This is a genomic window from Streptococcus mitis (assembly GCF_001579045.1).
Lineage (GTDB): Bacteria > Bacillota > Bacilli > Lactobacillales > Streptococcaceae > Streptococcus > Streptococcus mitis_D.
The window spans coordinates 121487-141934 of record NZ_KQ970262.1; the positions used below are offsets into that span (position 1 = coordinate 121487).

General features: G+C 38.9%; 23 protein-coding genes and 1 pseudogene. 22 read left to right on the top strand and 2 right to left on the bottom strand.

Translation table 11 applies throughout. The annotated features are described in order from the left end of the window. Positions 1–81 precede the first annotated feature (81 nt). Together SMIDD28_RS03530 and dapA are read left to right on the top strand one after the other, a co-directional pair. Positions 82–1158: an aspartate-semialdehyde dehydrogenase gene (locus SMIDD28_RS03530; protein ID WP_061424758.1), complete on the top strand. Its 1077-nt coding sequence runs from the start codon at positions 82–84 to the stop codon at positions 1156–1158. A gap of 55 nt (positions 1159–1213) precedes the next feature. After that, a complete protein-coding gene (gene dapA, locus SMIDD28_RS03535) occupies positions 1214–2149 on the top strand; it encodes a 4-hydroxy-tetrahydrodipicolinate synthase (RefSeq protein ID WP_000121608.1) in 936 nt (311 codons plus the stop codon). 46 nt (positions 2150–2195) lie between these two features. On the opposite strand, the gene mnmE is transcribed toward dapA, so the two are convergent. After that, a complete protein-coding gene (gene mnmE / locus SMIDD28_RS03540) occupies positions 2196–3569 on the bottom strand; it encodes a tRNA uridine-5-carboxymethylaminomethyl(34) synthesis GTPase MnmE (protein WP_061424760.1) in 1374 nt (457 codons plus the stop codon). Positions 3570–3706: 137 nt separating this feature from the next. Beyond that, positions 3707–3889, bottom strand: a complete 183-nt coding sequence (locus SMIDD28_RS03545; RefSeq protein ID WP_001117401.1) for a 4-oxalocrotonate tautomerase — start codon at positions 3887–3889, stop codon at positions 3707–3709. 123 nt (positions 3890–4012) lie between these two features. On the opposite strand from SMIDD28_RS03545, the gene SMIDD28_RS03550 reads away from it, so the two are divergent. The 20 genes and pseudogenes from SMIDD28_RS03550 (at position 4013) to SMIDD28_RS03640 (ending at position 20374) form a co-directional block, all read left to right on the top strand. Further along, positions 4013–4612: a thymidine kinase gene (locus SMIDD28_RS03550; protein ID WP_000068144.1), complete on the top strand. Its 600-nt coding sequence runs from the start codon at positions 4013–4015 to the stop codon at positions 4610–4612. Continuing rightward, on the top strand, positions 4602–5081 hold the full coding sequence (locus tag SMIDD28_RS03555; protein WP_033688835.1) for a GNAT family N-acetyltransferase: 480 nt from the start codon (positions 4602–4604) through the stop codon (positions 5079–5081). Before SMIDD28_RS03550 ends, SMIDD28_RS03555 begins: the two co-directional genes overlap by 11 nt. A gap of 9 nt (positions 5082–5090) precedes the next feature. Further along, positions 5091–6170 carry a peptide chain release factor 1 gene (gene prfA / locus SMIDD28_RS03560; RefSeq protein WP_061424761.1) on the top strand — a complete coding sequence of 360 codons (1080 nt, stop codon included), beginning with the start codon at positions 5091–5093 and terminating at the stop codon, positions 6168–6170. After that, a complete protein-coding gene (prmC, locus tag SMIDD28_RS03565) occupies positions 6170–7006 on the top strand; it encodes a peptide chain release factor N(5)-glutamine methyltransferase (RefSeq protein ID WP_061424763.1) in 837 nt (278 codons plus the stop codon). The genes prfA and prmC overlap by 1 nt, the downstream gene beginning before the upstream one ends. Continuing rightward, complete coding sequence (locus SMIDD28_RS03570; protein ID WP_061424766.1) at positions 6990–7592, top strand: L-threonylcarbamoyladenylate synthase; 603 nt, start codon at positions 6990–6992, stop codon at positions 7590–7592. Before prmC ends, SMIDD28_RS03570 begins: the two co-directional genes overlap by 17 nt. A 1-nt stretch (position 7593) precedes the next feature. Further along, positions 7594–8025, top strand: coding sequence for a GNAT family N-acetyltransferase (locus tag SMIDD28_RS03575; RefSeq protein ID WP_061424768.1), 432 nt, complete (start codon positions 7594–7596; stop codon positions 8023–8025). Positions 8026–8085: 60 nt separating this feature from the next. Continuing rightward, positions 8086–9342, top strand: a complete 1257-nt coding sequence (gene glyA / locus SMIDD28_RS03580) for a serine hydroxymethyltransferase (protein WP_061424770.1) — start codon at positions 8086–8088, stop codon at positions 9340–9342. A gap of 7 nt (positions 9343–9349) precedes the next feature. Further along, positions 9350–10324, top strand: coding sequence for a nucleoid-associated protein (locus tag SMIDD28_RS03585; RefSeq protein ID WP_061424772.1), 975 nt, complete (start codon positions 9350–9352; stop codon positions 10322–10324). Then, a complete protein-coding gene (gene pmp23, locus SMIDD28_RS03590) occupies positions 10324–10938 on the top strand; it encodes a cell wall hydrolase Pmp23 (RefSeq protein ID WP_061424774.1) in 615 nt (204 codons plus the stop codon). Before SMIDD28_RS03585 ends, pmp23 begins: the two co-directional genes overlap by 1 nt. 73 nt (positions 10939–11011) lie before the next feature. Beyond that, entirely contained in the window at positions 11012–11986 is a 975-nt protein-coding gene (locus tag SMIDD28_RS03595) for a DUF1002 domain-containing protein (RefSeq protein ID WP_061424783.1), read from the top strand. A gap of 73 nt (positions 11987–12059) precedes the next feature. Further along, the gene (gene rlmD / locus SMIDD28_RS03600) at positions 12060–13421 is read left to right on the top strand and encodes a 23S rRNA (uracil(1939)-C(5))-methyltransferase RlmD (protein WP_061424785.1); all 1362 of its coding nucleotides are present in this window, start codon (positions 12060–12062) and stop codon (positions 13419–13421) included. 329 nt (positions 13422–13750) lie between these two features. Further along, a complete protein-coding gene (locus SMIDD28_RS03605; protein ID WP_322108907.1) occupies positions 13751–14461 on the top strand; it encodes a DUF6710 family protein in 711 nt (236 codons plus the stop codon). 17 nt (positions 14462–14478) lie between these two features. Beyond that, positions 14479–15249, top strand: a complete 771-nt coding sequence (locus SMIDD28_RS03610) for an alpha/beta hydrolase (RefSeq protein ID WP_061424788.1) — start codon at positions 14479–14481, stop codon at positions 15247–15249. A 47-nt stretch (positions 15250–15296) separates the two neighbouring features. Further along, a complete protein-coding gene (locus tag SMIDD28_RS10995) occupies positions 15297–15425 on the top strand; it encodes a hypothetical protein (RefSeq protein WP_000900004.1) in 129 nt (42 codons plus the stop codon). Positions 15426–15533: 108 nt separating this feature from the next. Next, the gene (locus SMIDD28_RS03615) at positions 15534–16151 is read left to right on the top strand and encodes an SAP domain-containing protein (protein WP_000140410.1); all 618 of its coding nucleotides are present in this window, start codon (positions 15534–15536) and stop codon (positions 16149–16151) included. After that, positions 16150–16323 (top strand): annotated as a pseudogene (locus SMIDD28_RS03620) (ADP-ribosylglycohydrolase family protein); the annotation flags it as partial. The gene SMIDD28_RS03615 and the pseudogene SMIDD28_RS03620, both read left to right, overlap by 2 nt. 110 nt (positions 16324–16433) lie before the next feature. Then, positions 16434–17318, top strand: coding sequence for a diacylglycerol/lipid kinase family protein (locus SMIDD28_RS03625; RefSeq protein ID WP_061424790.1), 885 nt, complete (start codon positions 16434–16436; stop codon positions 17316–17318). A gap of 162 nt (positions 17319–17480) precedes the next feature. Next, the gene (locus SMIDD28_RS03630; protein ID WP_061424792.1) at positions 17481–19223 is read left to right on the top strand and encodes a glycoside hydrolase family 13 protein; all 1743 of its coding nucleotides are present in this window, start codon (positions 17481–17483) and stop codon (positions 19221–19223) included. Positions 19224–19342: 119 nt separating this feature from the next. Continuing rightward, positions 19343–19654: a hypothetical protein gene (locus SMIDD28_RS03635; RefSeq protein WP_061424793.1), complete on the top strand. Its 312-nt coding sequence runs from the start codon at positions 19343–19345 to the stop codon at positions 19652–19654. A 3-nt stretch (positions 19655–19657) separates the two neighbouring features. Then, positions 19658–20374 (top strand): alpha/beta hydrolase, encoded by a 717-nt coding sequence (locus SMIDD28_RS03640; RefSeq protein ID WP_061424794.1) that lies wholly within the window; start codon positions 19658–19660, stop codon positions 20372–20374. Positions 20375–20448 lie beyond the last annotated feature (74 nt).

Here is a 20448-nt window from a genome sequence, read left to right on the forward strand (position 1 = left end):
AAAAAGCTTTGCAATTCATGGAAAAAGTAGTATAATACTTCTATTATAGAAATTTTTAGAAAATTCCGAAAGAGGTTATTTATGGGATATACAGTTGCTGTAGTCGGCGCGACAGGTGCTGTCGGAGCTCAGATGATAAAAATGTTGGAAGAATCAACACTTCCAATCGATAAAATTCGTTTACTTGCTTCTGCACGTTCAGCAGGCAAGACTTTGAAGTTTAAAGATCAAGATATTACGATTGAAGAAACGACTGAAACAGCTTTTGAAGGAGTTGATATTGCTCTCTTTTCAGCAGGTGGTTCTACATCAGCTAAGTATGCACCATACGCAGTTAAAGCTGGAGCGGTAGTAGTAGATAATACATCTTACTTCCGTCAAAATCCAGATGTTCCTTTGGTTGTTCCAGAGGTCAATGCTCATGCACTTGATGTCCACAACGGGATTATTGCTTGCCCTAACTGTTCAACAATTCAAATGATGGTGGCTCTTGAGCCAGTTCGCCAAAAATGGGGCTTGGACCGTATCATTGTTTCAACTTACCAAGCAGTTTCAGGTGCTGGTATGGGAGCAATTCTTGAGACACAACGTGAACTTCGTGAAGTCTTAAATGATGGTGTAGCCCCACGTGATTTACATGCGGAAATTTTGCCTTCAGGTGGTGACAAGAAACACTATCCTATCGCCTTTAACGCTCTTCCACAAATTGATGTCTTCACTGACAATGATTACACATACGAAGAGATGAAGATGACCAAGGAAACTAAGAAAATCATGGAAGATGATAGCATTGCAGTATCTGCAACATGTGTGCGTATTCCAGTCTTGTCAGCTCACTCTGAGTCTGTTTACATCGAAACAAAAGAAGTGGCTCCAATCGAAGAAGTCAAAGCAGCTATCGCAGCCTTCCCAGGTGCTGTTCTTGAAGATGATGTAGCTCATCAAATCTATCCTCAAGCCATCAATGCAGTTGGGTCACGTGATACCTTTGTTGGTCGTATCCGTAAAGACTTGGATGCTGAAAAAGGAATTCACATGTGGGTTGTTTCAGATAATCTTCTCAAAGGTGCTGCTTGGAACTCAGTTCAGATTGCTGAAACTCTTCATGAACGTGGCTTGGTTCGTCCAACTGCCGAATTGAAATTTGAATTAAAATAGTCATATCGTTTAGGAGTTCAGATGAACTCCTTCTTTGAAATAGAGAGGTGTTTTCATGTCTTATCAAGATTTAAAAGAGTGTAAAATCATCACAGCCTTTATTACTCCCTTCCACGAGGATGGTTCCATCAACTTTGATGCTATTCCAGCCTTGATTGAGCATTTGTTGGCTCATCATACAGACGGCATTCTTCTAGCTGGAACGACTGCTGAGAGTCCGACCTTGACCCACGATGAGGAGTTGGAGTTATTTGCGGCTGTACAAAAGATTGTCAATGGACGCGTTCCTTTGATTGCGGGTGTAGGTACCAATGATACGCGCGACTCTATCGAGTTTGTCAAAGAAGTAGCAGAATTTGGTGGTTTTGCTGCTGGACTTGCTATTGTTCCTTACTATAACAAGCCTTCTCAAGAAGGGATGTATCAGCACTTTAAAGCCATTGCAGATGCTTCTGACTTACCAATTATTATCTATAATATTCCAGGTCGTGTGGTTGTTGAATTGACTCCAGAAACCATGCTTCGCTTGGCTGACCATCCAAATATCATTGGCGTAAAAGAATGTACTAGTTTAGCAAATATGGCTTACTTGATTGAGCACAAACCAGAAGAGTTCTTGGTCTATACTGGTGAGGATGGAGATGCTTTCCATGCCATGAACCTTGGTGCGGATGGGGTTATTTCTGTTGCCTCTCATACAAATGGGGATGAAATGCACGAGATGTTTACTGCCATTGCAGAAAGCGATATGAAGAAAGCTGCAGCTATTCAACGTAAATTCATTCCTAAGGTTAATGCCCTCTTCTCATATCCAAGTCCTGCTCCTGTCAAGGCCGTTCTCAACTATATGGGATTTGAAGCTGGACCAACTCGTCTACCTCTTGTTCCAGCACCAGAAGAAGATGCCAAACGCATTATCAAAGTTGTTGTAGATGGCGATTACGAAGCGACTAAGGCAACTGTAACTGGGGTTTTAAGACCAGATTATTAATGAAGACAATAAAATCCATGACCGAATGAAGGATCATGGATTTTTCTTATTTTCCTAAACAGAATTGGCTAAAGAGTTGGGTGATGAGTTCATCTGGAGCAGCGTCTCCAGTGATTTCTCCGAGTATTTCCCAAGTACGAGTCAAATCAACTTGAAGCAAATCAACTGGCATTCCCAGTTCAAGACCTTCATTAACAGCTTGAAGGCTTTCAACAGCCTTTTCAATTAAGGAAATGTGACGGGCGTTAGACAAGTAAGTAGCGTCTTGCTCAACCAAACCAGCATTTTCAAAGAAGAGGTTGTTGATTCTCTCTTCAATCTTATCGATGTTTTGGTTTTTAAGGACTGAAATACGAATAACGTCTTCAGGTAGTTCCGAAGTTTCAATCGCTTCAGGCAGGTCGGTTTTATTAAGAAGAATAATACGGTTTGTATCTTGGCTAATCTCAAGAAGTTGTCGGTCTTGGGTGGTTAATGACTCGCTAGCGTTTAGTACTAGCAGAACCAAGTCAGCTTCCTTAAGAGCTTTTTTCGAACGCTCAACTCCAATTTGTTCAACGATATCATCCGTTTCACGAATACCAGCTGTATCAATCAGTTTGAGAGGGACACCGTTGATGTTGACGTATTCTTCAATGACATCACGTGTCGTACCAGCAATGTCTGTAACGATAGCCTTGTCCTCACGCAAGAGGTTGTTGAGGAGGCTGGATTTCCCAACGTTGGGGCGTCCGATGATGGCTGTGGAAATTCCTTCCCGAAGGATTTTACCGCGACGGGCTGTCCTAAGGAGATTAGTTAGCAATTGCTCAAACTCCATAGTCTTCTCTCGGACCACAGCAGTAGTCGCTTCCTCAATATCGTCATACTCAGGATAGTCGATATTGACCTCAACTTGGGCAAGTGTATTGAGGATTTCTTGACGGGTATTATTGATAAGATCAGAAAGGGAACCATCTAGTTGTTTGACCGCAATGTTCATGGCCTTGTCAGTCTTGGCACGGATGATGTCCATAACGGCTTCAGCCTGAGTCAAGTCTACGCGACCATTTAGAAAGGCACGTTTGGTAAATTCACCAGGTTCTGCCAACCGAGCTCCTTCACGAATAGCTAGTTGGAGAATTTCATTGGTCACCGCAATCCCACCGTGGGTGTTAATCTCGATAATATCCTCACGAGTGAAGGTTTTTGGAGACTTCATAGCCCCAACAATAACCTCGTCCATGACTTTTCCTGTCTGAGGGTCAACGATGTGACCGTAGTTAAGGGTATGGCTAGCAACCTGACTCAAGTCGTTTCCTTTAAAAATCTTTTGCGCAATAGCAAAACTTTCTGTTCCGCTCAGGCGGACAATACCAATAGCCCCTTCACCTAGTGGAGTAGAGATAGCAGCGATGGTATCAAATTCACGTGTAATCATAATATTTCCTTTAATTAATAGCTCTTTTCTTGGAAATTTTTCCAAGTATCCTTTCAAATTGTAACAAATTTGGACTATTTCTTCAATGGATGCTACTTGGAGATTGAAAAAGCCTAAGCATTTCTGCTTAAGCTAGCTTATTTGGTGCGCATTTCACCTTGAGGGAAGTAAGTTCCTTCTGGCATGTCGTTGATGATGACATGGACAGCAGATTGAGGGGCTCCAGTGTTGCGAACAACAGCTTCTGTTACTTCCTTAGCAAGAGCTTTCTTTTGCTCGAGCGTGCGTCCTTCAAATAAATCGATGCGTACAAATGGCATAATAGCTTCCTCCACTAGTTTTTGATTTCTTCTATTTTACCACATTTTGCCGTTTAAAGCTTCAGAAAATTATGATATACTAGAATGTAGCAAAAATTTAGAAATGGACGTGAAGCAAGAAACATGGCACAGTTGTATTATCGTTATGGGACCATGAACTCTGGTAAGACTATTGAGATTCTCAAGGTGGCCTATAACTATGAGGAGCAAGGAAAAGGTGTTGTGATTATGACTTCAGCTCTGGATACACGTGACGGTGTTGGCTATGTGTCGAGTCGAATCGGTATGAAACGCCCTGCTCTTGCGATTGAGGAGACGACGGATATCTTTGGCTATATCCGAGACCTACCAGAAAAGCCTTACTGTGTTTTGGTCGATGAAGCCCAGTTTCTCAAGCGTCACCATGTTTACGACCTAGCTCGTGTTGTTGATGAGTTAGACATACCTGTCATGGCTTTTGGCTTGAAAAATGACTTTCGCAATGAACTGTTCGAGGGTTCCAAATATCTCTTGCTTTTAGCAGACAAGATTGACGAAATCAAGACCATCTGTCAGTATTGCAAGAAAAAGGCGACTATGGTTTTGCGAACACAGGATGGACTGCCCGTTTACGATGGAGAACAGATCCAGATTGGCGGTAATGAAACCTATATCTCGGTTTGCCGTAAACATTATTTTGCGCCAATGATAACCTCTAACAAGGAGCAAAACTATGACAATTGAACTAAGAGATGTTACAATGGAAAATTATTTTGATGTTTTGAATTTGGATGTCAAGGAATATCAAAAACAATTCATTGCAACCAACGCAATTAGTTTAGCTGAAGCATATGTCTACACTAAAAATGGAGATTTTGTAGCTCCATTGGCAGTTTATGATAATGATGCAATTATAGGTTTTGTGATGATAGCTTATGATAAAAAGATCGGAATTAGTAGTGGAAATTATTTACTATTTCGTTTTATGATTGATAAGAATTTTCAAAATCAAGGATATTTTAAACCAATTATGGATAAAGTACTAGACTATGTTCGGACAGCGCCAGCAGGTTTAAGCAATAAACTTTGGTTGTCTTATGAACCAGAAAATGAACATGCAAGATCTTGTTACCTCAGTTATGGATTTAAAGAAACTGGGGAAATATCCGAGAACGAAGTAGTAGCAATCTATGATTTAACAATTGAGAAATAAGGAGAAAAAATGAACATCTATGATCAACTACAAGCTGTAGAAGACCGTTATGAAGAATTAGGAGAATTGCTGAGTGACCCTGATGTGGTTTCGGACACCAAGCGTTTCATGGAGCTCTCAAAAGAAGAGGCTTCAAGCCGTGATACAGTGACGGCTTACCGAGAATACAAACAAGTCCTTCAAAACATCGTTGACGCTGAAGAAATGATTAAGGAATCAGGCGGAGATGCGGACTTGGAAGAAATGGCCAAGCAAGAGCTCAAAGATGCCAAGGCTAAAAAAGAAGAATACGAAGAAAAACTGAAAATCTTGCTCCTTCCAAAGGATCCAAATGATGACAAGAATATTATCCTTGAAATCCGTGGCGCTGCTGGTGGAGACGAAGCAGCACTTTTTGCGGGTGACCTTCTAACCATGTACCAAAAGTATGCGGAAGCCCAAGGCTGGCGCTTTGAAGTTATGGAAGCCTCTATGAATGGTGTCGGCGGTTTTAAAGAAGTGGTTGCTATGGTTTCTGGTCAGTCTGTATACTCTAAACTCAAGTACGAATCAGGTGCCCACCGTGTGCAACGTGTCCCTGTGACAGAAAGCCAAGGTCGTGTTCATACTTCGACAGCAACAGTTCTTGTCATGCCTGAAGTCGAAGAAGTAGAATACGATATTGATCCAAAAGACCTTCGTGTTGACATCTATCACGCCTCTGGTGCTGGTGGACAGAATGTCAATAAGGTTGCGACTGCCGTTCGTATCGTTCACTTGCCAACCAATATCAAGGTTGAGATGCAGGAAGAACGTACTCAGCAGAAAAACCGTGAGAAAGCCATGAAAATCATCCGTGCGCGTGTTGCTGACCACTTTGCACAAATTGCTCAGGATGAACAAGACGCTGAGCGTAAATCAACAATCGGTACTGGTGACCGTTCAGAACGTATTCGTACTTATAACTTCCCACAAAACCGTGTCACAGACCACCGTATCGGCTTGACTCTCCAAAAACTAGATACTATTTTGTCTGGTAAATTGGATGAGGTTGTGGATGCTTTGGTGCTCTATGACCAAACACAAAAATTAGAAGAATTAAATAAATAATGATATTAGCTCAATTATTTTCAGATTTTGAAGAAGAGTTGATAAGACAAGGAGAGGAAGCTGAAAGCCTCTCTTTTGTCTATCGTGGCCTGAAAAATCTTCCTTTCACAGATTTTGTTTTTGCCCTCCAGAAAGAGGTAACAGAGGAAGAAAAACAATTTGTAAAAGGAATTTTTCAACAGTTAGTAGATCATAAACCAGCACAGTATATTATCGGACAGGCAGATTTTTATGGAATGCAGTTAAAAGTTGTTGAGCGGGTTTTGATTCCCCGTCCAGAGACAGAGGAATTAGTCGAGCTTATCCTGGCTGAAAATTCTGAAGAAAATCTTAAGGTCCTAGATATCGGGACAGGTAGTGGAGCTATTGCTCTCGCTCTAGCAAAAAATAGACCAGATTGGTCAGTGACAGCAGCAGATATTTCCCAAGATGCTTTAGATTTAGCTAACGAAAATGCTAAAAATCAAAATCTTCAAATATTTTTAAAAAAATCTGACTGTTTTACAGAAATTTCTGAAAAATATGATATAATTGTTTCCAATCCACCCTATATCTCTCGTGAAGATGAGTCAGAGGTCGGCTTGAATGTTTTGCATTCGGAGCCTCATCTAGCTCTCTTTGCAGATGAGGATGGCCTAGCTATTTACCGTAGAATTGCGGAAGATGCAAAAGACTATCTCAAAGATGGTGGTAAGATTTACCTTGAAATTGGATACAAGCAAGGTCAAAGTGTTCCTGACCTTTTTAGGAAGCATCTTCCTGAAAAACGTGTAAGAACGCTTAAGGATCAATTTGGTCAAGATAGGATGGTTGTGGTTGATGATGGACAGGATTAGGCAAGAGTTGGAAAAGGGTGGAGCTGTTGTTCTGCCTACAGAGACTGTTTATGGTCTTTTTGCTAAGGCCTTAGATGAAAAGGCAGTTGACCATGTTTACCAACTCAAACGTCGTCCTAGAGACAAGGCACTCAATCTCAATATCGATTCTCTCGAGGACATCTTGCACTTTTCAAAGAATCAGCCAACTTATCTACAAAAACTTGTAGAGACCTTTTTGCCAGGTCCTTTGACCATTATTCTCGAAGCTAATGACCGAGTTCCCTATTGGGTCAATTCTGGCCTCGCGACTGTTGGATTTCGGATACCCAGTCATCCCATCACGCTTGATTTGATTCGAGAGACGGGACCCTTGATTGGACCGTCTGCCAATATCTCAGGTCAGGCAAGTGGAGTGACCTTTGATCAAATTCTGAAGGATTTTGACCAAGAGGTTTTGGGGCTGGAAGACGATGCTTTTCTAACTGGACAGGATTCAACTATTTTGGACTTGTCTGGAGATAAGGTGAAAATCTTACGCCAAGGGGCCATTAAGCGAGAAGATATACTTGCTAGGTTGCCAGAGATTTCTTTTGAGGAGGCATGAAATGCTAAGAGATTTAAGAGAAACTGATGTGAAAGCTATATGTGAGATCAACCAATATGCTTTGGGTTATTCTTTTAGTCCAGAGGACACAGCTAGTCAACTAGCTAGATTATCTCAGGATTCACATCATTTCCTACTTGCTTATGAGGATGAAGCTAGTCATGCCTTGCTTGGATATGTCCACGCTGAGGTCTATGAATCACTTTATTCTAAAGCAGGATTTAATATTTTAGCCTTAGCAGTTTCACCTCGAGCGCAAGGTAAAGGTATTGGTAAAAGCTTATTACAAGGGTTGGAAGAAGAAGCAAAAAGACGTGGTTACGGGTTTATCCGCTTAAACTCAGCCGATCATCGTCTGGGAGCTCATGCATTTTATGAAAAAGTTGGTTATACTTGTGATAAAATGCAGAAACGGTTTATTCGCATCTTTTAGTTTATTTTCTTATTGTAAAATCAAACTAATGGACTAGTCACACAATAAAGGAGAAGACCTATGATTTTTGATAAAGATGATTTTAAAGCATATGATGCTGATCTCTGGAATGCTATTGCCAAAGAAGAAGAACGCCAACAAAACAACATTGAGTTGATTGCTTCGGAAAACGTAGTTTCCAAGGCTGTTATGGCAGCTCAAGGGTCTATCTTGACGAATAAATACGCCGAAGGCTACCCAGGCCGCCGTTATTATGGTGGAACGGATGTGGTAGACGTGGTAGAAAGTCTAGCTATTGAACGTGCAAAAGAAATTTTCGGCGCTAAATTCGCTAATGTCCAACCTCACTCAGGAAGCCAAGCCAACTGTGCGTCTTACATGGCCTTAATTGAGCCAGGTGATACCGTTATGGGGATGGATTTGGCAGCAGGTGGGCACTTGACCCACGGAGCTCCTGTCAGCTTCTCTGGTCAAACCTACAACTTTGTTTCTTATAGTGTTGACCCTGAAACGGAACTCTTGGATTTTGATGCTATCTTGAAACAAGCCCAAGAAGTAAAACCAAAATTGATCGTAGCAGGTGCTTCAGCCTATTCTCAAATTATCGACTTTTCAAAATTCCGTGAAATCGCAGATGCTGTTGGGGCTAAGCTTATGGTGGATATGGCCCATATCGCTGGTTTGGTTGCAGCTGGTCTTCACCCAAGCCCAGTGCCATACGCTCATATCACTACAACAACGACCCACAAAACCCTTCGTGGACCACGTGGTGGTTTGATTTTGACCAATGATGAAGATCTAGCTAAGAAGATCAATTCAGCTATTTTCCCTGGTATTCAGGGCGGTCCTTTGGAGCATGTTGTGGCAGCTAAAGCTGTTTCTTTCAAAGAAGTATTAGATCCAGCCTTCAAGGAATATGCTGCTAATGTCATCAAGAACAGCAAGGCTATGGCAGATGTCTTCTTGCAAGACCCTGATTTCCGTATCATTTCTGGGGGGACTGAAAACCACCTCTTCCTAGTGGATGTTACTAAGGTTGTAGAAAACGGAAAAGTTGCTCAAAACTTGCTGGATGAAGTCAATATTACCCTAAATAAAAACTCAATTCCTTACGAAACCTTGTCACCATTCAAGACAAGTGGGATTCGTATCGGATCTGCAGCCATTACTGCACGTGGATTTGGTGAAGAAGAAAGTAGCAAAGTAGCTGAACTCATCATTAAAACCCTTAAAAATGCAGAAAATGAAGCTGTCTTAGAAGAAGTGAGAAGTGAAGTCAAAGTGTTGACAGACGCCTTCCCATTATACGAGGACTAAAACTTTTATGGACATTTATATTAAGAAAGCCATTATTCACCAGTTCAGTCCGGCTGATACCGAGCTGTTCCTAGCGGATAAGCTTCTCAATATTACTCCAAAAATCGAAGAATACCTGCGTAAAAAAATTGAACGTGTGTATTCAGATGAAGCCAAGACTGGGATTTTCGAAGAAGAAAATCCCTTCTTCAATCACATCACAGACGATTTGTTGGAGACATCAGTAACGCTGGCTAATCTCTGGAAAGAGGAGTTCAGCATTTCAGAAAATCTCAAGACCAATGACTTGATTTTTGTGCAATTTTCTAAAGAAGGTGTAGAACATTTCGCTTTCTTGAGAATTGCCCTGCGGGAGACCTTGACTCACCTTGGAGGAGAAGTTGATAATCCAATCAAGTTGACTCAGAATAACCTGCCTGGATTTGGAACAGGGGCTGACGAGGCCTTGGTAGTCAATCTTCAGAGCCGCAAGTACCATCTGATTGAAAAACGAATCAAGTACAATGGGACTTTCTTGAACTATTTTTCAGAAAATCTTCTTGCCGTCGCCCCTAAGATTTCACCCAAGAAATCCATCAAGGAACTGGAAAAGACAGCCCAGAGAATTGCTGAATCTTTTAACACAGATGATTTTCAATTTCAATCCAAGGTCAAATCAGCGATTTTCAACAACTTAGAAGAAAGCAATGAGTTGTCACCTGAAAAATTGGCCAATGACCTTTTTAACAACAATCTGACAGCTCGTCTAAGCTTTATTGACCAAGTCAAGGAAGCTGTACCAGAACCAGTTCAATTTGATGAAATTGATGCCAGTCGTCAGCTTAAAAAATTTGAAAATCAAAAACTCTCCTTGTCAAATGGAATTGAGCTCATCGTTCCCAATAACGTCTATCAAGACGCCGAGTCTGTTGAGTTTATCCAAAATGATAATGGAACCTACTCTATCTTAATCAAAAATATCGAGGATATCCAAAGTAAATAATGTTTAAACGAATTCGAAGAGTGCTTGTACTAGCAGTCTTCCTTTTTGCTGGATATAAAGCTTACCGTGTTCACCAAGATGTCAAGCAAGTCATGACCTATCAACCCATGGTGCGAGAAATCTTGAGTGAAAAAGACACCCCAGCAAACGAAGAGCTTGTGCTCGCTATGATTTATACCGAAACAAAAGGAAAAGAAAGCGATGTTATGCAGTCTAGTGAGTCTGCTAGTGGTTTCACCAACACTATCAATGATAATGCCTCTAGCATTCGGCAAGGTGTTCAAACTCTGACAGATAATCTCTATCTGGCTCAGAAGAAGGGTGTTGATGTCTGGACAGCTGTTCAAGCCTATAATTTTGGACCTGCCTATATCGATTTTATCGCCCAAAATGGCAAGGAAAACACCTTGGCACTGGCTAAACAGTATTCTCGTGAGACTGTTGCTCCCTTGCTTGGCAATACCACTGGAAAGACTTATAGTTATATTCACCCCATTTCTATCTTCCACGGTGCTGAACTCTATGTAAATGGAGGAAACTATTATTATTCTAGACAGGTGCAACTTAATCTTTACATTATCAAATGTTTCAATCTCTTTTCGACATCTGGCTAGTCCAGGTGTTTTTGTTATAAGTTTTCTTTAAGTTACTTATATTACTCTAGATATGTAAAGGAGGGTATCCCCCATGAGAAAGAAAATCTTTCTGACAAGTGCTGCAGTTTTGTGGGCAGTAACAGCTATGAATAGCGCCCATGCAGCAACAGATGTTCAAAAAGTTATCGATGAAACCTATGTCCAACCTGAATATGTCCTAGGTTCATCATTGTCTGAAGATCAAAAAAATCAAACCCTTAAAAAACTGGGCTACAATGCCTCAACAGACACCAAAGAACTCAAGACCATGACACCTGATGTCTATTCTAAGATTATGAATGTGGCAAATGACTCTAGCTTACAACTGTATTCATCAGCCAAGATTCAAAAACTAGGTGACAAGTCGCCACTTGAGGTCAAGATTGAAACACCAGAAAACATCACCAAAGTGACTCAGGATATGTACCGAAATGCAGCCGTAACCTTGGGTGTGGAACACGCCAAAATCACTGTAGCAGCACCCATTCCAGTTACAGGTGAGAGTGCCTTAGCCGGGATTTACTATTCGCTGGAAGCTAATGGAGCCAAGGTGCCACAAGCCAATAAAGACTTGGCTCAAGAAGAGTTGAAGGCTTTATCCGATATCAATGCTGAAAACAAGGACAAGTCAGGGTATGATGCTAATAAATTAAACGTTGCCCTAGCCGATATCAAGTCAGGACTCGCCAAAGCGAAAGAAAGCAAGGGAAATCTGACAGAGGAAGATGTCCGCAAAATTGTTGAAGATACCTTGAAAAATTACAAACTCGATCAGGTTATAACAGGAAACCAGATCAATATCATCATCAATTTTGCTTTAAATCTCTCAAAAAGTGATATCCTAAGCAATGCAGATTTCACTAAAACCCTAAATGACCTGAAACAAAGTATTGTTTCACAAGCTGGCAACAGTTTTAAAAATATCAACCTTAACTTTGATGCTGATAAGGCGCTAGAAGACGGCGGTAACTTCTTAAGCTCCCTCTGGCAAGCCATAGTCAACTTCTTTAAGAGTTTTGGTTCTTAAGAAATTTCATGGTATAATAGATGGTAACCGTAACGTTGCCGTCTTTTTTGTCGGCCAATAGAAAGAGAAGAGAATGTTAAAGAAAAATGATATTGTAGAAGTTGAAATTGTTGACTTGACCCATGAAGGGGCAGGAGTTGCCAAGGTGGATGGTTTGGTCTTTTTTATAGAGAATGCTTTACCGAGTGAAAAAATTCTCATGCGTATCCTCAAGGTCAATAAAAAGATTGGTTTTGGAAAGGTTGAGGAATACCTTGTCCAATCACCACACCGTAATCAAGATCTAGATTTGGCTTATCTGCGTTCAGGAATTGCTGATTTAGGACATCTTGTCTATCCAGAACAGCTCAAGTTTAAAACCAAGCAAGTCAAGGACAGTCTATACAAGATTGCTGGGATTGCTGATGTAGAGGTTGCTGAAACACTTGGTATGGAAAATCCAGTCAAGTACCGCAACAAGGCACAGGTCCCTGTTCGTCGTGTTAATGGTGTCTTGGAAACTGGATTTTTCCGTAAGAATTCCCACGACCTCATGCCACTGGAAGATTTCTTTATCCAAGATCCTGTGATTGACGAGGTAGTAGTGTTCCTACGCGACTTGCTCCGCCGTTATGATTTGAAACCTTATGATGAAAAGGAACAAGCTGGATTGATTCGAAACCTTGTGGTGCGTCGCGGACACTATTCAGGACAAATCATGGTTATCTTGGTTACAACTCGTCCGAAGATTTTCCGTGTGGAACAATTGATTGAACAACTAATCAAGCATTTCCCAGAGATTGTGTCTGTTATGCAAAATATCAACGACCAAAACACCAATGCGATTTTTGGTAAGGAATGGCTCACCCTTTATGGACAAGACTTTATCACTGACCAGATGTTGGGAAATGACTACCAAATCGCTGGACCTGCTTTTTACCAAGTCAATACTGAAATGGCAGAGAAACTTTATCAGACAGCCATTGACTTTGCGGAGTTAAAAGAAGATGATGTGGTTATTGATGCCTACTCTGGTATCGGAACGATTGGTCTTTCTGTTGCGAAACATGTTAAAGAAGTTTATGGTGTTGAGGTAATTCCAGAAGCGGTTGAGAATAGTAAGAAGAATGCCCAACTAAACAATATTTCAAACGCCCACTATGTCTGTGACACAGCTGAAAATGCTATGAAAAATTGGCTTAAAGATGGAATACAACCAAGCCTTATCCTAGTGGATCCACCGAGAAAAGGACTCACTGATAGCTTTATCAAAGCAAGTAGCCAAACAGGAGCAGACCGCATCGCCTATATATCATGTAATGTCGCAACCATGTCGCGTGATATCAAACTCTACCAAGAGTTAGGATATGAATTGAAGAAAGTCCAGCCAGTTGATTTGTTTCCTCAAACGCATCATGTGGAGTGTGTAGTGTTGCTACAACGAACAAGAGGGTGAAAATCCTTGATTTTAAGCTATTTTACAAGCATTTTGTATTTGTAGATAAAGGCAATTTTGACGTTAAAAAAGTCCTAAAAAGGCACATAGATGTAAATGTATTTGTAGATGTCGTTTGCGTATCGGAAAAATGAATACAACAATAAATATTTATCTAAAGAAAGTGTATGAAATATAGTATACTATATTAGTATAATATTAAAAAAGAAGTTTGATAAATTTGAGTTTATAGGGGATTTTTATATTAATGGTAAAATAATAAAAAACATAAACGCAAATACTGAGGAGATTAGAAATGTTTGGATTTTTAAAGAAAAAGAAAAAAAAATATCAGTTGTGAAACGGAAACAGATAAGAACAAAATAACGATAGATAGGTTTCAAAAATACTTAAATCTAGTAAATAATAATCGTTTAGGGTATGATCCAGTACAATGCGCAAAAATTTTCATCGAAATCATAGTTGAACATCTAAACTATGATGAAGCTTTGCAAGCTATTGAGAAGGAGCATGATGCACAAGATAATTCATTAATCGAAGAAATTTATTCGAAAATTGAAAGTTACTTATTATTAAATAGGAAAACGATTTATATGGAAAAAGTACACATGAAGATAGGTATTAATAAATTACCTATTTTACTAAACCCTTGGAATGGAGAAAGAATACTCGATAATTTTATAGGTATAAACGATGATAATGTATTTGATGGTGTTCTTTTTAGTTCAAATATACAAAATCATTATTTATACCCAATGAATATAATTGTTTGTAAAGGTGCTAACCATTCTCAATTATCTGCGAGATATCAAAATAAAGGTGAAACTGTAATCAATGAAATAAAGAATTTCACATCACTTTATGATAAGGTGAAATTCGATGGTGCTAATTATATTAAAGTTGAGGACAATGCAATTATTGAAATGGAGTATGATGAAAATATATTGTTTTATTCTGGGGTGATTTTTGAATTGGGGAGGTATTTACTCGGTGGAAATTACTCAAATTCAGATATTCTTGGTAGTTATTTAAATCTATGAAGATAAGGAGTTTAAACATGAAATTCCATGAATTTGGGGATAAGAATTTACCTCCTATCTTACTAATACACGGTGGTGGCAGTTCTTGGTGGAATTATCTTCGTCAAGCACGAATTCTGTCAAAAGAATACCGTATTTTTCTACCCACTTTGAATGGCCACGGCGAGGAATATCAACTTGATTATGTTTCTACTGAAGATTCGGCTTTGGAGATTCTAGACTATATCAAAGCAAACTGTGGTGGGAAATTGTTTGCAATCGGTGGTGTTTCACTTGGTGGTCAAATTGCCATGGAGCTTTTGTCTTTAGACAGTGAAATTGCTGAGAAGGTCATCATAGACGGAAGCCTCTGTATTCCTCAACCAAGGTTAGCTAAAATCAGCATCTTTCTAGTGTCTCTATTTGGTAAGTTGATGTTCAATAAATTCTCCTGCAAACTTCAGTTAAGCATGATGAACAAACTCTATCCTAAACTGACTTATCCAGAGGAAATAAAAGCTTATTATTTGGAGGATTTGCCAAGGACGCCTGTCAAAACATTGGTGACCATTTACAAAAATTATATGGGGCGTTACAAGCTGAAAGATATAATTTCTGCTAGCAAGGCTCAGGTTCTGTATATCTATGGTGAAAAAGAATTGAACTGCGTGAAAGAATCAGCGAAATTATTTCATCAGCTACATTCAAATACAATTTTGTATGAAGCAAAGGGCTATAACCACGGCTATTTATCAGCTTACTTGCCTTATGAGTGGATTGATTTGGTGGTGCCATTTTTAAAGTGTTAACCATTGAGAATGTGTAATAAATCTGATATGTCACAAGGAGGTATCTTATGCTAGGAGCAATTATTGGAGATATTGTCGGTTCTGTTTACGAATGGAACAATATCAAAACGAAGGATTTTCCTTTATTTCGTAAGGACTGCTTTTTCATGGATGATACGGTAAGTCCGAACCGTTGAATGTGTAAGCTTGTTAGTGAAACGTTGCTAATCCTCAAAATAAAGAAACTAAAACTCCTTTATTTTGAGATGACAACATAAATTGTCTTTGAGGAAGGAGGTAAAATATTGACAGAAAGCAGACCTGAGTTCAATAAAGTCACATCATTTGATGAGTTTAATAAATACTACTGGTATCGTGATGAACTTTCACAACTATGTAAGTCATTAGGATTAGAATATAGAGGTACCAAACAAGAACTCAATCATATTATTGAGCAGTACTTTAAGGGTAATTTGATTAAAAAATCATCAATAAAAAGGAAAAAGAAACAAGTAGAAGTCCTTACCTTAAATACGCTCTTACTTGAATGTGGATTCTCCTTTAATACACACTTTAGAGAATATTTCTCAACTTTAACAGATGTTTCACCCTTTAAATTTACTGCTGATATGGCGACTGCTTGGAGAAAAGTAAAAAGAGAAAATGATTTTAGTTTTACAATCCAAGATATGCTAAAAGTTTATTATGGAAATTCAGATTATGCCAAGTATGATCATTCGATTTGTCAATGGAACCAATTTCTAAAGAATTTCTGTGCAGATGAAAATAGTCTTAACTACTCAAACAAGTTAAAAGTAGCTTCTATTCTTTGGAAAGAAGTTAGAAATTCAAAAGCTGAAAAAATTTATTCAAAGAATCTTTTGACTGAATATGCTGATAAAATAAAAGAGTATGGTAAGTAGAAACGCCATCTCAATTGGTGGCGACAGTGATACACTCGCAGCAATCACTGGTAGCATTGCAGAGGCAGCTTATGGTATTCCTGATTGGATAAAGGATAAGGCCATTTCTTACTTGGATGAACCCTTAAAGGATGTAGTTATGCGATGGGAAAATAGAATAAAAGCGTATTAATATCTAGTACGTCATATTTCTCTTTTCTATATTTTCATTGTATAATGAGGGTATAGTTAGATGCGTATGATGAAATATAACCATTTCTATCGAATATTAAGGAGAAATTAATGAAAAAAGCAATGGTAATTATCAACCCTACCTCTGGTGGGGAAAAGGCCTTGGATTACAAAGAAAAGCTGGAGAATAAAGCCAAAGAATACTTTGAATATGTTGAAACCAAAATTACTGAAAAAGCGCTGGATGCAACACATTTTGCTGAAGAAGCTTCTCGTGAAAAGTACGATGCAGTGGTTGTGTTTGGTGGAGACGGGACTGTCAACGAAGTCATTTCGGGTATTGCTGAGAGAGACTACATTCCTAAGTTAGGGATTATCCCTGGTGGGACGGGAAACCTCATTACAAAACTGTTGGAAATCAATCAAGACATCGATAGCGCGATTGATGAACTGGATTTCAACTTAACCAATAAGATTGATATCGGAAAAGCGAATGACAATTATTTTGGTTATATCTTTAGTATTGGTTCTCTTCCTGAAGCGATTCACAATGTTGAAATCGAGGACAAGACAAAATTCGGTATTTTAGCCTATGCTGTAAATACCATGAAGTCTGTCATGACGGATCAGGTCTTTAACATTAAGGTTGAGACAGAAAATGGAAATTATGTTGGTGAAGCTAGCCATGTTTTGGTTCTCTTGACAAATTACTTCGCTGACAAAAAGATCTTTGAAGAAAACAAGGACGGCTATGCCAACATTTTGATTCTGAAAGATGCGTCTCTATTCTCCAAATTATCCGTTATTCCTGATTTACTAAAAGGGGATGTTGTTGCAAATGATAATATCGAGTATATCAAAGCGCGTAATATTAAGATCTCTTCAGATAGTGAATTGGAGTCAGATGTTGACGGCGATAAATCGGATAACCTACCTGTAGAAATCAAAGTCCTAGCTCAGCGAGTAGAAGTGTTTTCAAAACCGAAAGAGGATTAGTATATAGAGAAAGCCTTTTTTAAGGCTTTTTGTATACTTTAAAAGATAGTTCCTTTAAGAACAGACATTCCTTGCAAATAATTTACAAAAATAGTATACTGGATTTATTAATTTTGAAAACGTTTGCGTAAAATTTAAATTGGAACTCAAGGAGACAAATTGATGGAATTAAGTGCCATTTACCATAGGCCTGAGTCGGAGTTTGCCTATCTTTATAAGGATAAGAAGCTTCATATTCGGATTCGAACTAAGAAAGGGGATATTGAAAGCATCAACTTACATTATGGGGATCCTTTTATCTTTATGGAGGAGTTTTATCAAGATACAAAGAAAATGGCCAAGATAACTTCTGATGCCTTATTTGACTATTGGCAGGTTGAAGTGTCCGTTGACTTTGCACGTATCCAGTATCTCTTTGAACTCAAGGATACAGAAGGTCAAAGCATTTTGTACGGCGATAAAGGCTGCGTGGAAAATTCTCTAGAAAATCTTCATGCTATTGGAAATGGATTTAAGTTGCCTTATATACATGAGATTGATGCATGCCTGGTTCCTGACTGGGTTTCAGATACGGTATGGTATCAGATATTTCCTGAGCGGTTTGCCAATGGAAATGCTCAATTAAACTCAGAAGGGACTTTAGACTGGGATTCATCTGTCACACCTAAGAGTGATGATTTCTTTGGTGGTGATTTACAAGGGATTATTGACCATCTGGATTACTTGCAAGACTTGGGCATTACTGGTCTTTATCTCTGTCCTATCTTTGAATCTACGAGCAATCACAAGTACAATACAACGGATTACTTTGAAATTGACCGTCATTTTGGGGATAAAGAGACCTTTCGGGAGTTGATCGAGCAAGCTCATCAGCGTGGCATGAAAATCATGCTGGATGCGGTATTTAACCATATTGGTTCGCAATCTACTCAATGGCAAGATGTTGTCAAAAATGGTGAACAATCTGCTTATAAAGATTGGTTCCATATTCAACAATTCCCAGTGAAGACTGAAAAACTAGCCAACAAGAGAGAGTTGCCTTATTATGCTTTTGGTTTCGAGGACTATATGCCTAAGCTAAATACAGCCAATCCAGAGGTCAAGGATTATCTTTTAAAGGTTGCGACTTATTGGATTGAAGAGTTTGATATCGATGCTTGGCGTTTGGATGTGGCTAATGAGATTGACCATCAGTTTTGGAAGGATTTTCGCAAGGCAGTTCTAGCTAAAAAACCTGATCTTTATATCCTTGGAGAAGTTTGGCATACGTCTCAGCCTTGGCTAAATGGAGATGAATTCCATGCCGTCATGAATTATCCTTTATCTGATAGTATCAAGGACTATTTCTTGCGTGGTATTAAGAAGACGGACCAGTTCATCGATGAAATCAATGGCCAGTCTATGTATTACAAGCAGCAGATTTCAGAAGTAATGTTTAATCTCTTAGATTCGCATGATACGGAGCGCATTTTGGCTACGGCCAATGAGGATGTTCAACTGGTCAAATCAGCCCTAGCCTTTCTCTTTTTACAAAAAGGGACACCCTGCATCTATTACGGAACAGAGTTATCCTTAACTGGAGGACCAGACCCAGATTGTCGTCGTTGTATGCCTTGGGAACGCGTATCAAGTGATAATGAGATGCTGAACTTTATGAAGAAGCTAATCAAGATTCGGAAACATGTGTCAGCAACTATTTCGCATGGCAAGTATAGTCTCCAAGAAATCAAATCTGATGTACTAACCTTGCAATGGAATTACGATGGACAGGTCCTCAAAGCGATTTTTAACCAGTCCAAAGAAGATTATCTTTTAGAGAAGGAAGCAGTAGCACTAGCAAGCAATTGCCAAGAATTGGAAAATCAGCTTGTCATCTCTCCAAAAAGATTTGTGATTTTTCATTAAAGAGCAATTATGAGCGACAGGAAAGTTGTAGTATAGAGAAGATTTTACAAACAGACTATTTGTCGTCTTGCTACAATTGGTATATAATTTAAGGTAAAGAAAATAGGAGGACTGATCGAATGGAATTAAAAGATTTTACAGAAAAAGAACAGGAAATGATTAAGAAGGGACTTACGACGTCTAAGATTAGTGACAAGGAAACTGCTGAGAAGATTCTTGCGCTAGTACCACAAGACTTGATTAAGCGAATCCCGTTTTTTGTCAGAAAACATGCTACGACACGTACGATTAAACGCATTTCAATTGAATATCCTGAACTCTACGCTGCAGCTCAAACAAGTGGTGAAATTCCAGAAAAAGAACGCGAAGAATTACGTCAGATTATCACGACTATCTTTGAACAAAAGATGAATAAGCACAGTATTAAGTAGAGAATGAAAAAATATTTTATTGGCGGTTTGGGAAGCAATGTCTATCATAGCAAGGATTTTTTTCAAGAACTAGATTCGCAGGTCTGTTTTCTAAATCCGTATGAAAAGCATCTTCGAGATGAAACAGAATTGAAAGTATGGTTTAAAAATAAGATTGTTGAGAAAGAATCTATCTGTCTGATAGGCCATTCTCTTGGAGGGGATTTGGCTCGTTATCTTGCATCGGAATTTGAAGAAGTAAAGAAATTGATTCTTTTGGATGGTGGCTATCTAGATTTAGATAGGATTTTACCTTTGGATACAGAGTTAGAGGAAACTAAAAATTATATCAAATCTCAAGTTGTTTCGGACTTAGCTCTTCAGATTTCTAAAGAGAAATCTGAAGCAAAGCATTGGTCAGAAAATATGGAGAAAGCTGTAAGGCAGTCCTATCACTGGAATGTTGAGTATAATAGATATGAGTTAGCTATAAATTATGAAAATATAGAAGCGATACTCCGCCTACGGAGGAAAATACAAGCTTTTAAGAGAGAAGTGGGAGAGACCTTGTTTATCAGTCCTCGCTATCCTAATGAAGCCACATGGAGAGAGGAAGCCTTAAAAGAATTGCCAACTTATTTTGATACTATTTTTCTAGAAAACGTTAGCCATGAAGTTTATACTGAAGCACCTAAAGAAATCGCTAGTCTAATTAATGAGTGGTTCTCTTATACTCATTGAGCTACTTATATTACTAAAAATGTTATAAGATTTAAAATAGCAGCATTAATAACTTTTCAAAACCATAATATTTA

What these genes read in the sequence shown, in the direction of transcription:
- SMIDD28_RS03530 (WP_061424758.1), top strand. Translation starts at nt 82, where the DNA reads ATGGGATATACAGTTGCTGTAGTCGGCGCGACAGGTGCTGTCGGAGCT.
- dapA (WP_000121608.1), top strand. Translation starts at nt 1,214, where the DNA reads ATGTCTTATCAAGATTTAAAAGAGTGTAAAATCATCACAGCCTTTATT.
- SMIDD28_RS03550 (WP_000068144.1), top strand. Translation starts at nt 4,013, where the DNA reads ATGGCACAGTTGTATTATCGTTATGGGACCATGAACTCTGGTAAGACT.
- SMIDD28_RS03575 (WP_061424768.1), top strand. Translation starts at nt 7,594, where the DNA reads ATGCTAAGAGATTTAAGAGAAACTGATGTGAAAGCTATATGTGAGATC.
- prfA (WP_061424761.1), top strand. Translation starts at nt 5,091, where the DNA reads ATGAACATCTATGATCAACTACAAGCTGTAGAAGACCGTTATGAAGAA.
- SMIDD28_RS03545 (WP_001117401.1), bottom strand. Translation starts at nt 3,889, where the DNA reads ATGCCATTTGTACGCATCGATTTATTTGAAGGACGCACGCTCGAGCAA.
- glyA (WP_061424770.1), top strand. Translation starts at nt 8,086, where the DNA reads ATGATTTTTGATAAAGATGATTTTAAAGCATATGATGCTGATCTCTGG.
- prmC (WP_061424763.1), top strand. Translation starts at nt 6,170, where the DNA reads ATGATATTAGCTCAATTATTTTCAGATTTTGAAGAAGAGTTGATAAGA.
- SMIDD28_RS03595 (WP_061424783.1), top strand. Translation starts at nt 11,012, where the DNA reads ATGAGAAAGAAAATCTTTCTGACAAGTGCTGCAGTTTTGTGGGCAGTA.
- SMIDD28_RS03630 (WP_061424792.1), top strand. Translation starts at nt 17,481, where the DNA reads ATGGAATTAAGTGCCATTTACCATAGGCCTGAGTCGGAGTTTGCCTAT.
- SMIDD28_RS10995 (WP_000900004.1), top strand. Translation starts at nt 15,297, where the DNA reads ATGCTAGGAGCAATTATTGGAGATATTGTCGGTTCTGTTTACGAATGG.
- SMIDD28_RS03640 (WP_061424794.1), top strand. Translation starts at nt 19,658, where the DNA reads ATGAAAAAATATTTTATTGGCGGTTTGGGAAGCAATGTCTATCATAGC.
- rlmD (WP_061424785.1), top strand. Translation starts at nt 12,060, where the DNA reads ATGTTAAAGAAAAATGATATTGTAGAAGTTGAAATTGTTGACTTGACC.
- SMIDD28_RS03635 (WP_061424793.1), top strand. Translation starts at nt 19,343, where the DNA reads ATGGAATTAAAAGATTTTACAGAAAAAGAACAGGAAATGATTAAGAAG.
- SMIDD28_RS03625 (WP_061424790.1), top strand. Translation starts at nt 16,434, where the DNA reads ATGAAAAAAGCAATGGTAATTATCAACCCTACCTCTGGTGGGGAAAAG.
- mnmE (WP_061424760.1), bottom strand. Translation starts at nt 3,569, where the DNA reads ATGATTACACGTGAATTTGATACCATCGCTGCTATCTCTACTCCACTA.
- pmp23 (WP_061424774.1), top strand. Translation starts at nt 10,324, where the DNA reads ATGTTTAAACGAATTCGAAGAGTGCTTGTACTAGCAGTCTTCCTTTTT.
- SMIDD28_RS03570 (WP_061424766.1), top strand. Translation starts at nt 6,990, where the DNA reads ATGATGGACAGGATTAGGCAAGAGTTGGAAAAGGGTGGAGCTGTTGTT.
- SMIDD28_RS03610 (WP_061424788.1), top strand. Translation starts at nt 14,479, where the DNA reads ATGAAATTCCATGAATTTGGGGATAAGAATTTACCTCCTATCTTACTA.
- SMIDD28_RS03555 (WP_033688835.1), top strand. Translation starts at nt 4,602, where the DNA reads ATGACAATTGAACTAAGAGATGTTACAATGGAAAATTATTTTGATGTT.
- SMIDD28_RS03585 (WP_061424772.1), top strand. Translation starts at nt 9,350, where the DNA reads ATGGACATTTATATTAAGAAAGCCATTATTCACCAGTTCAGTCCGGCT.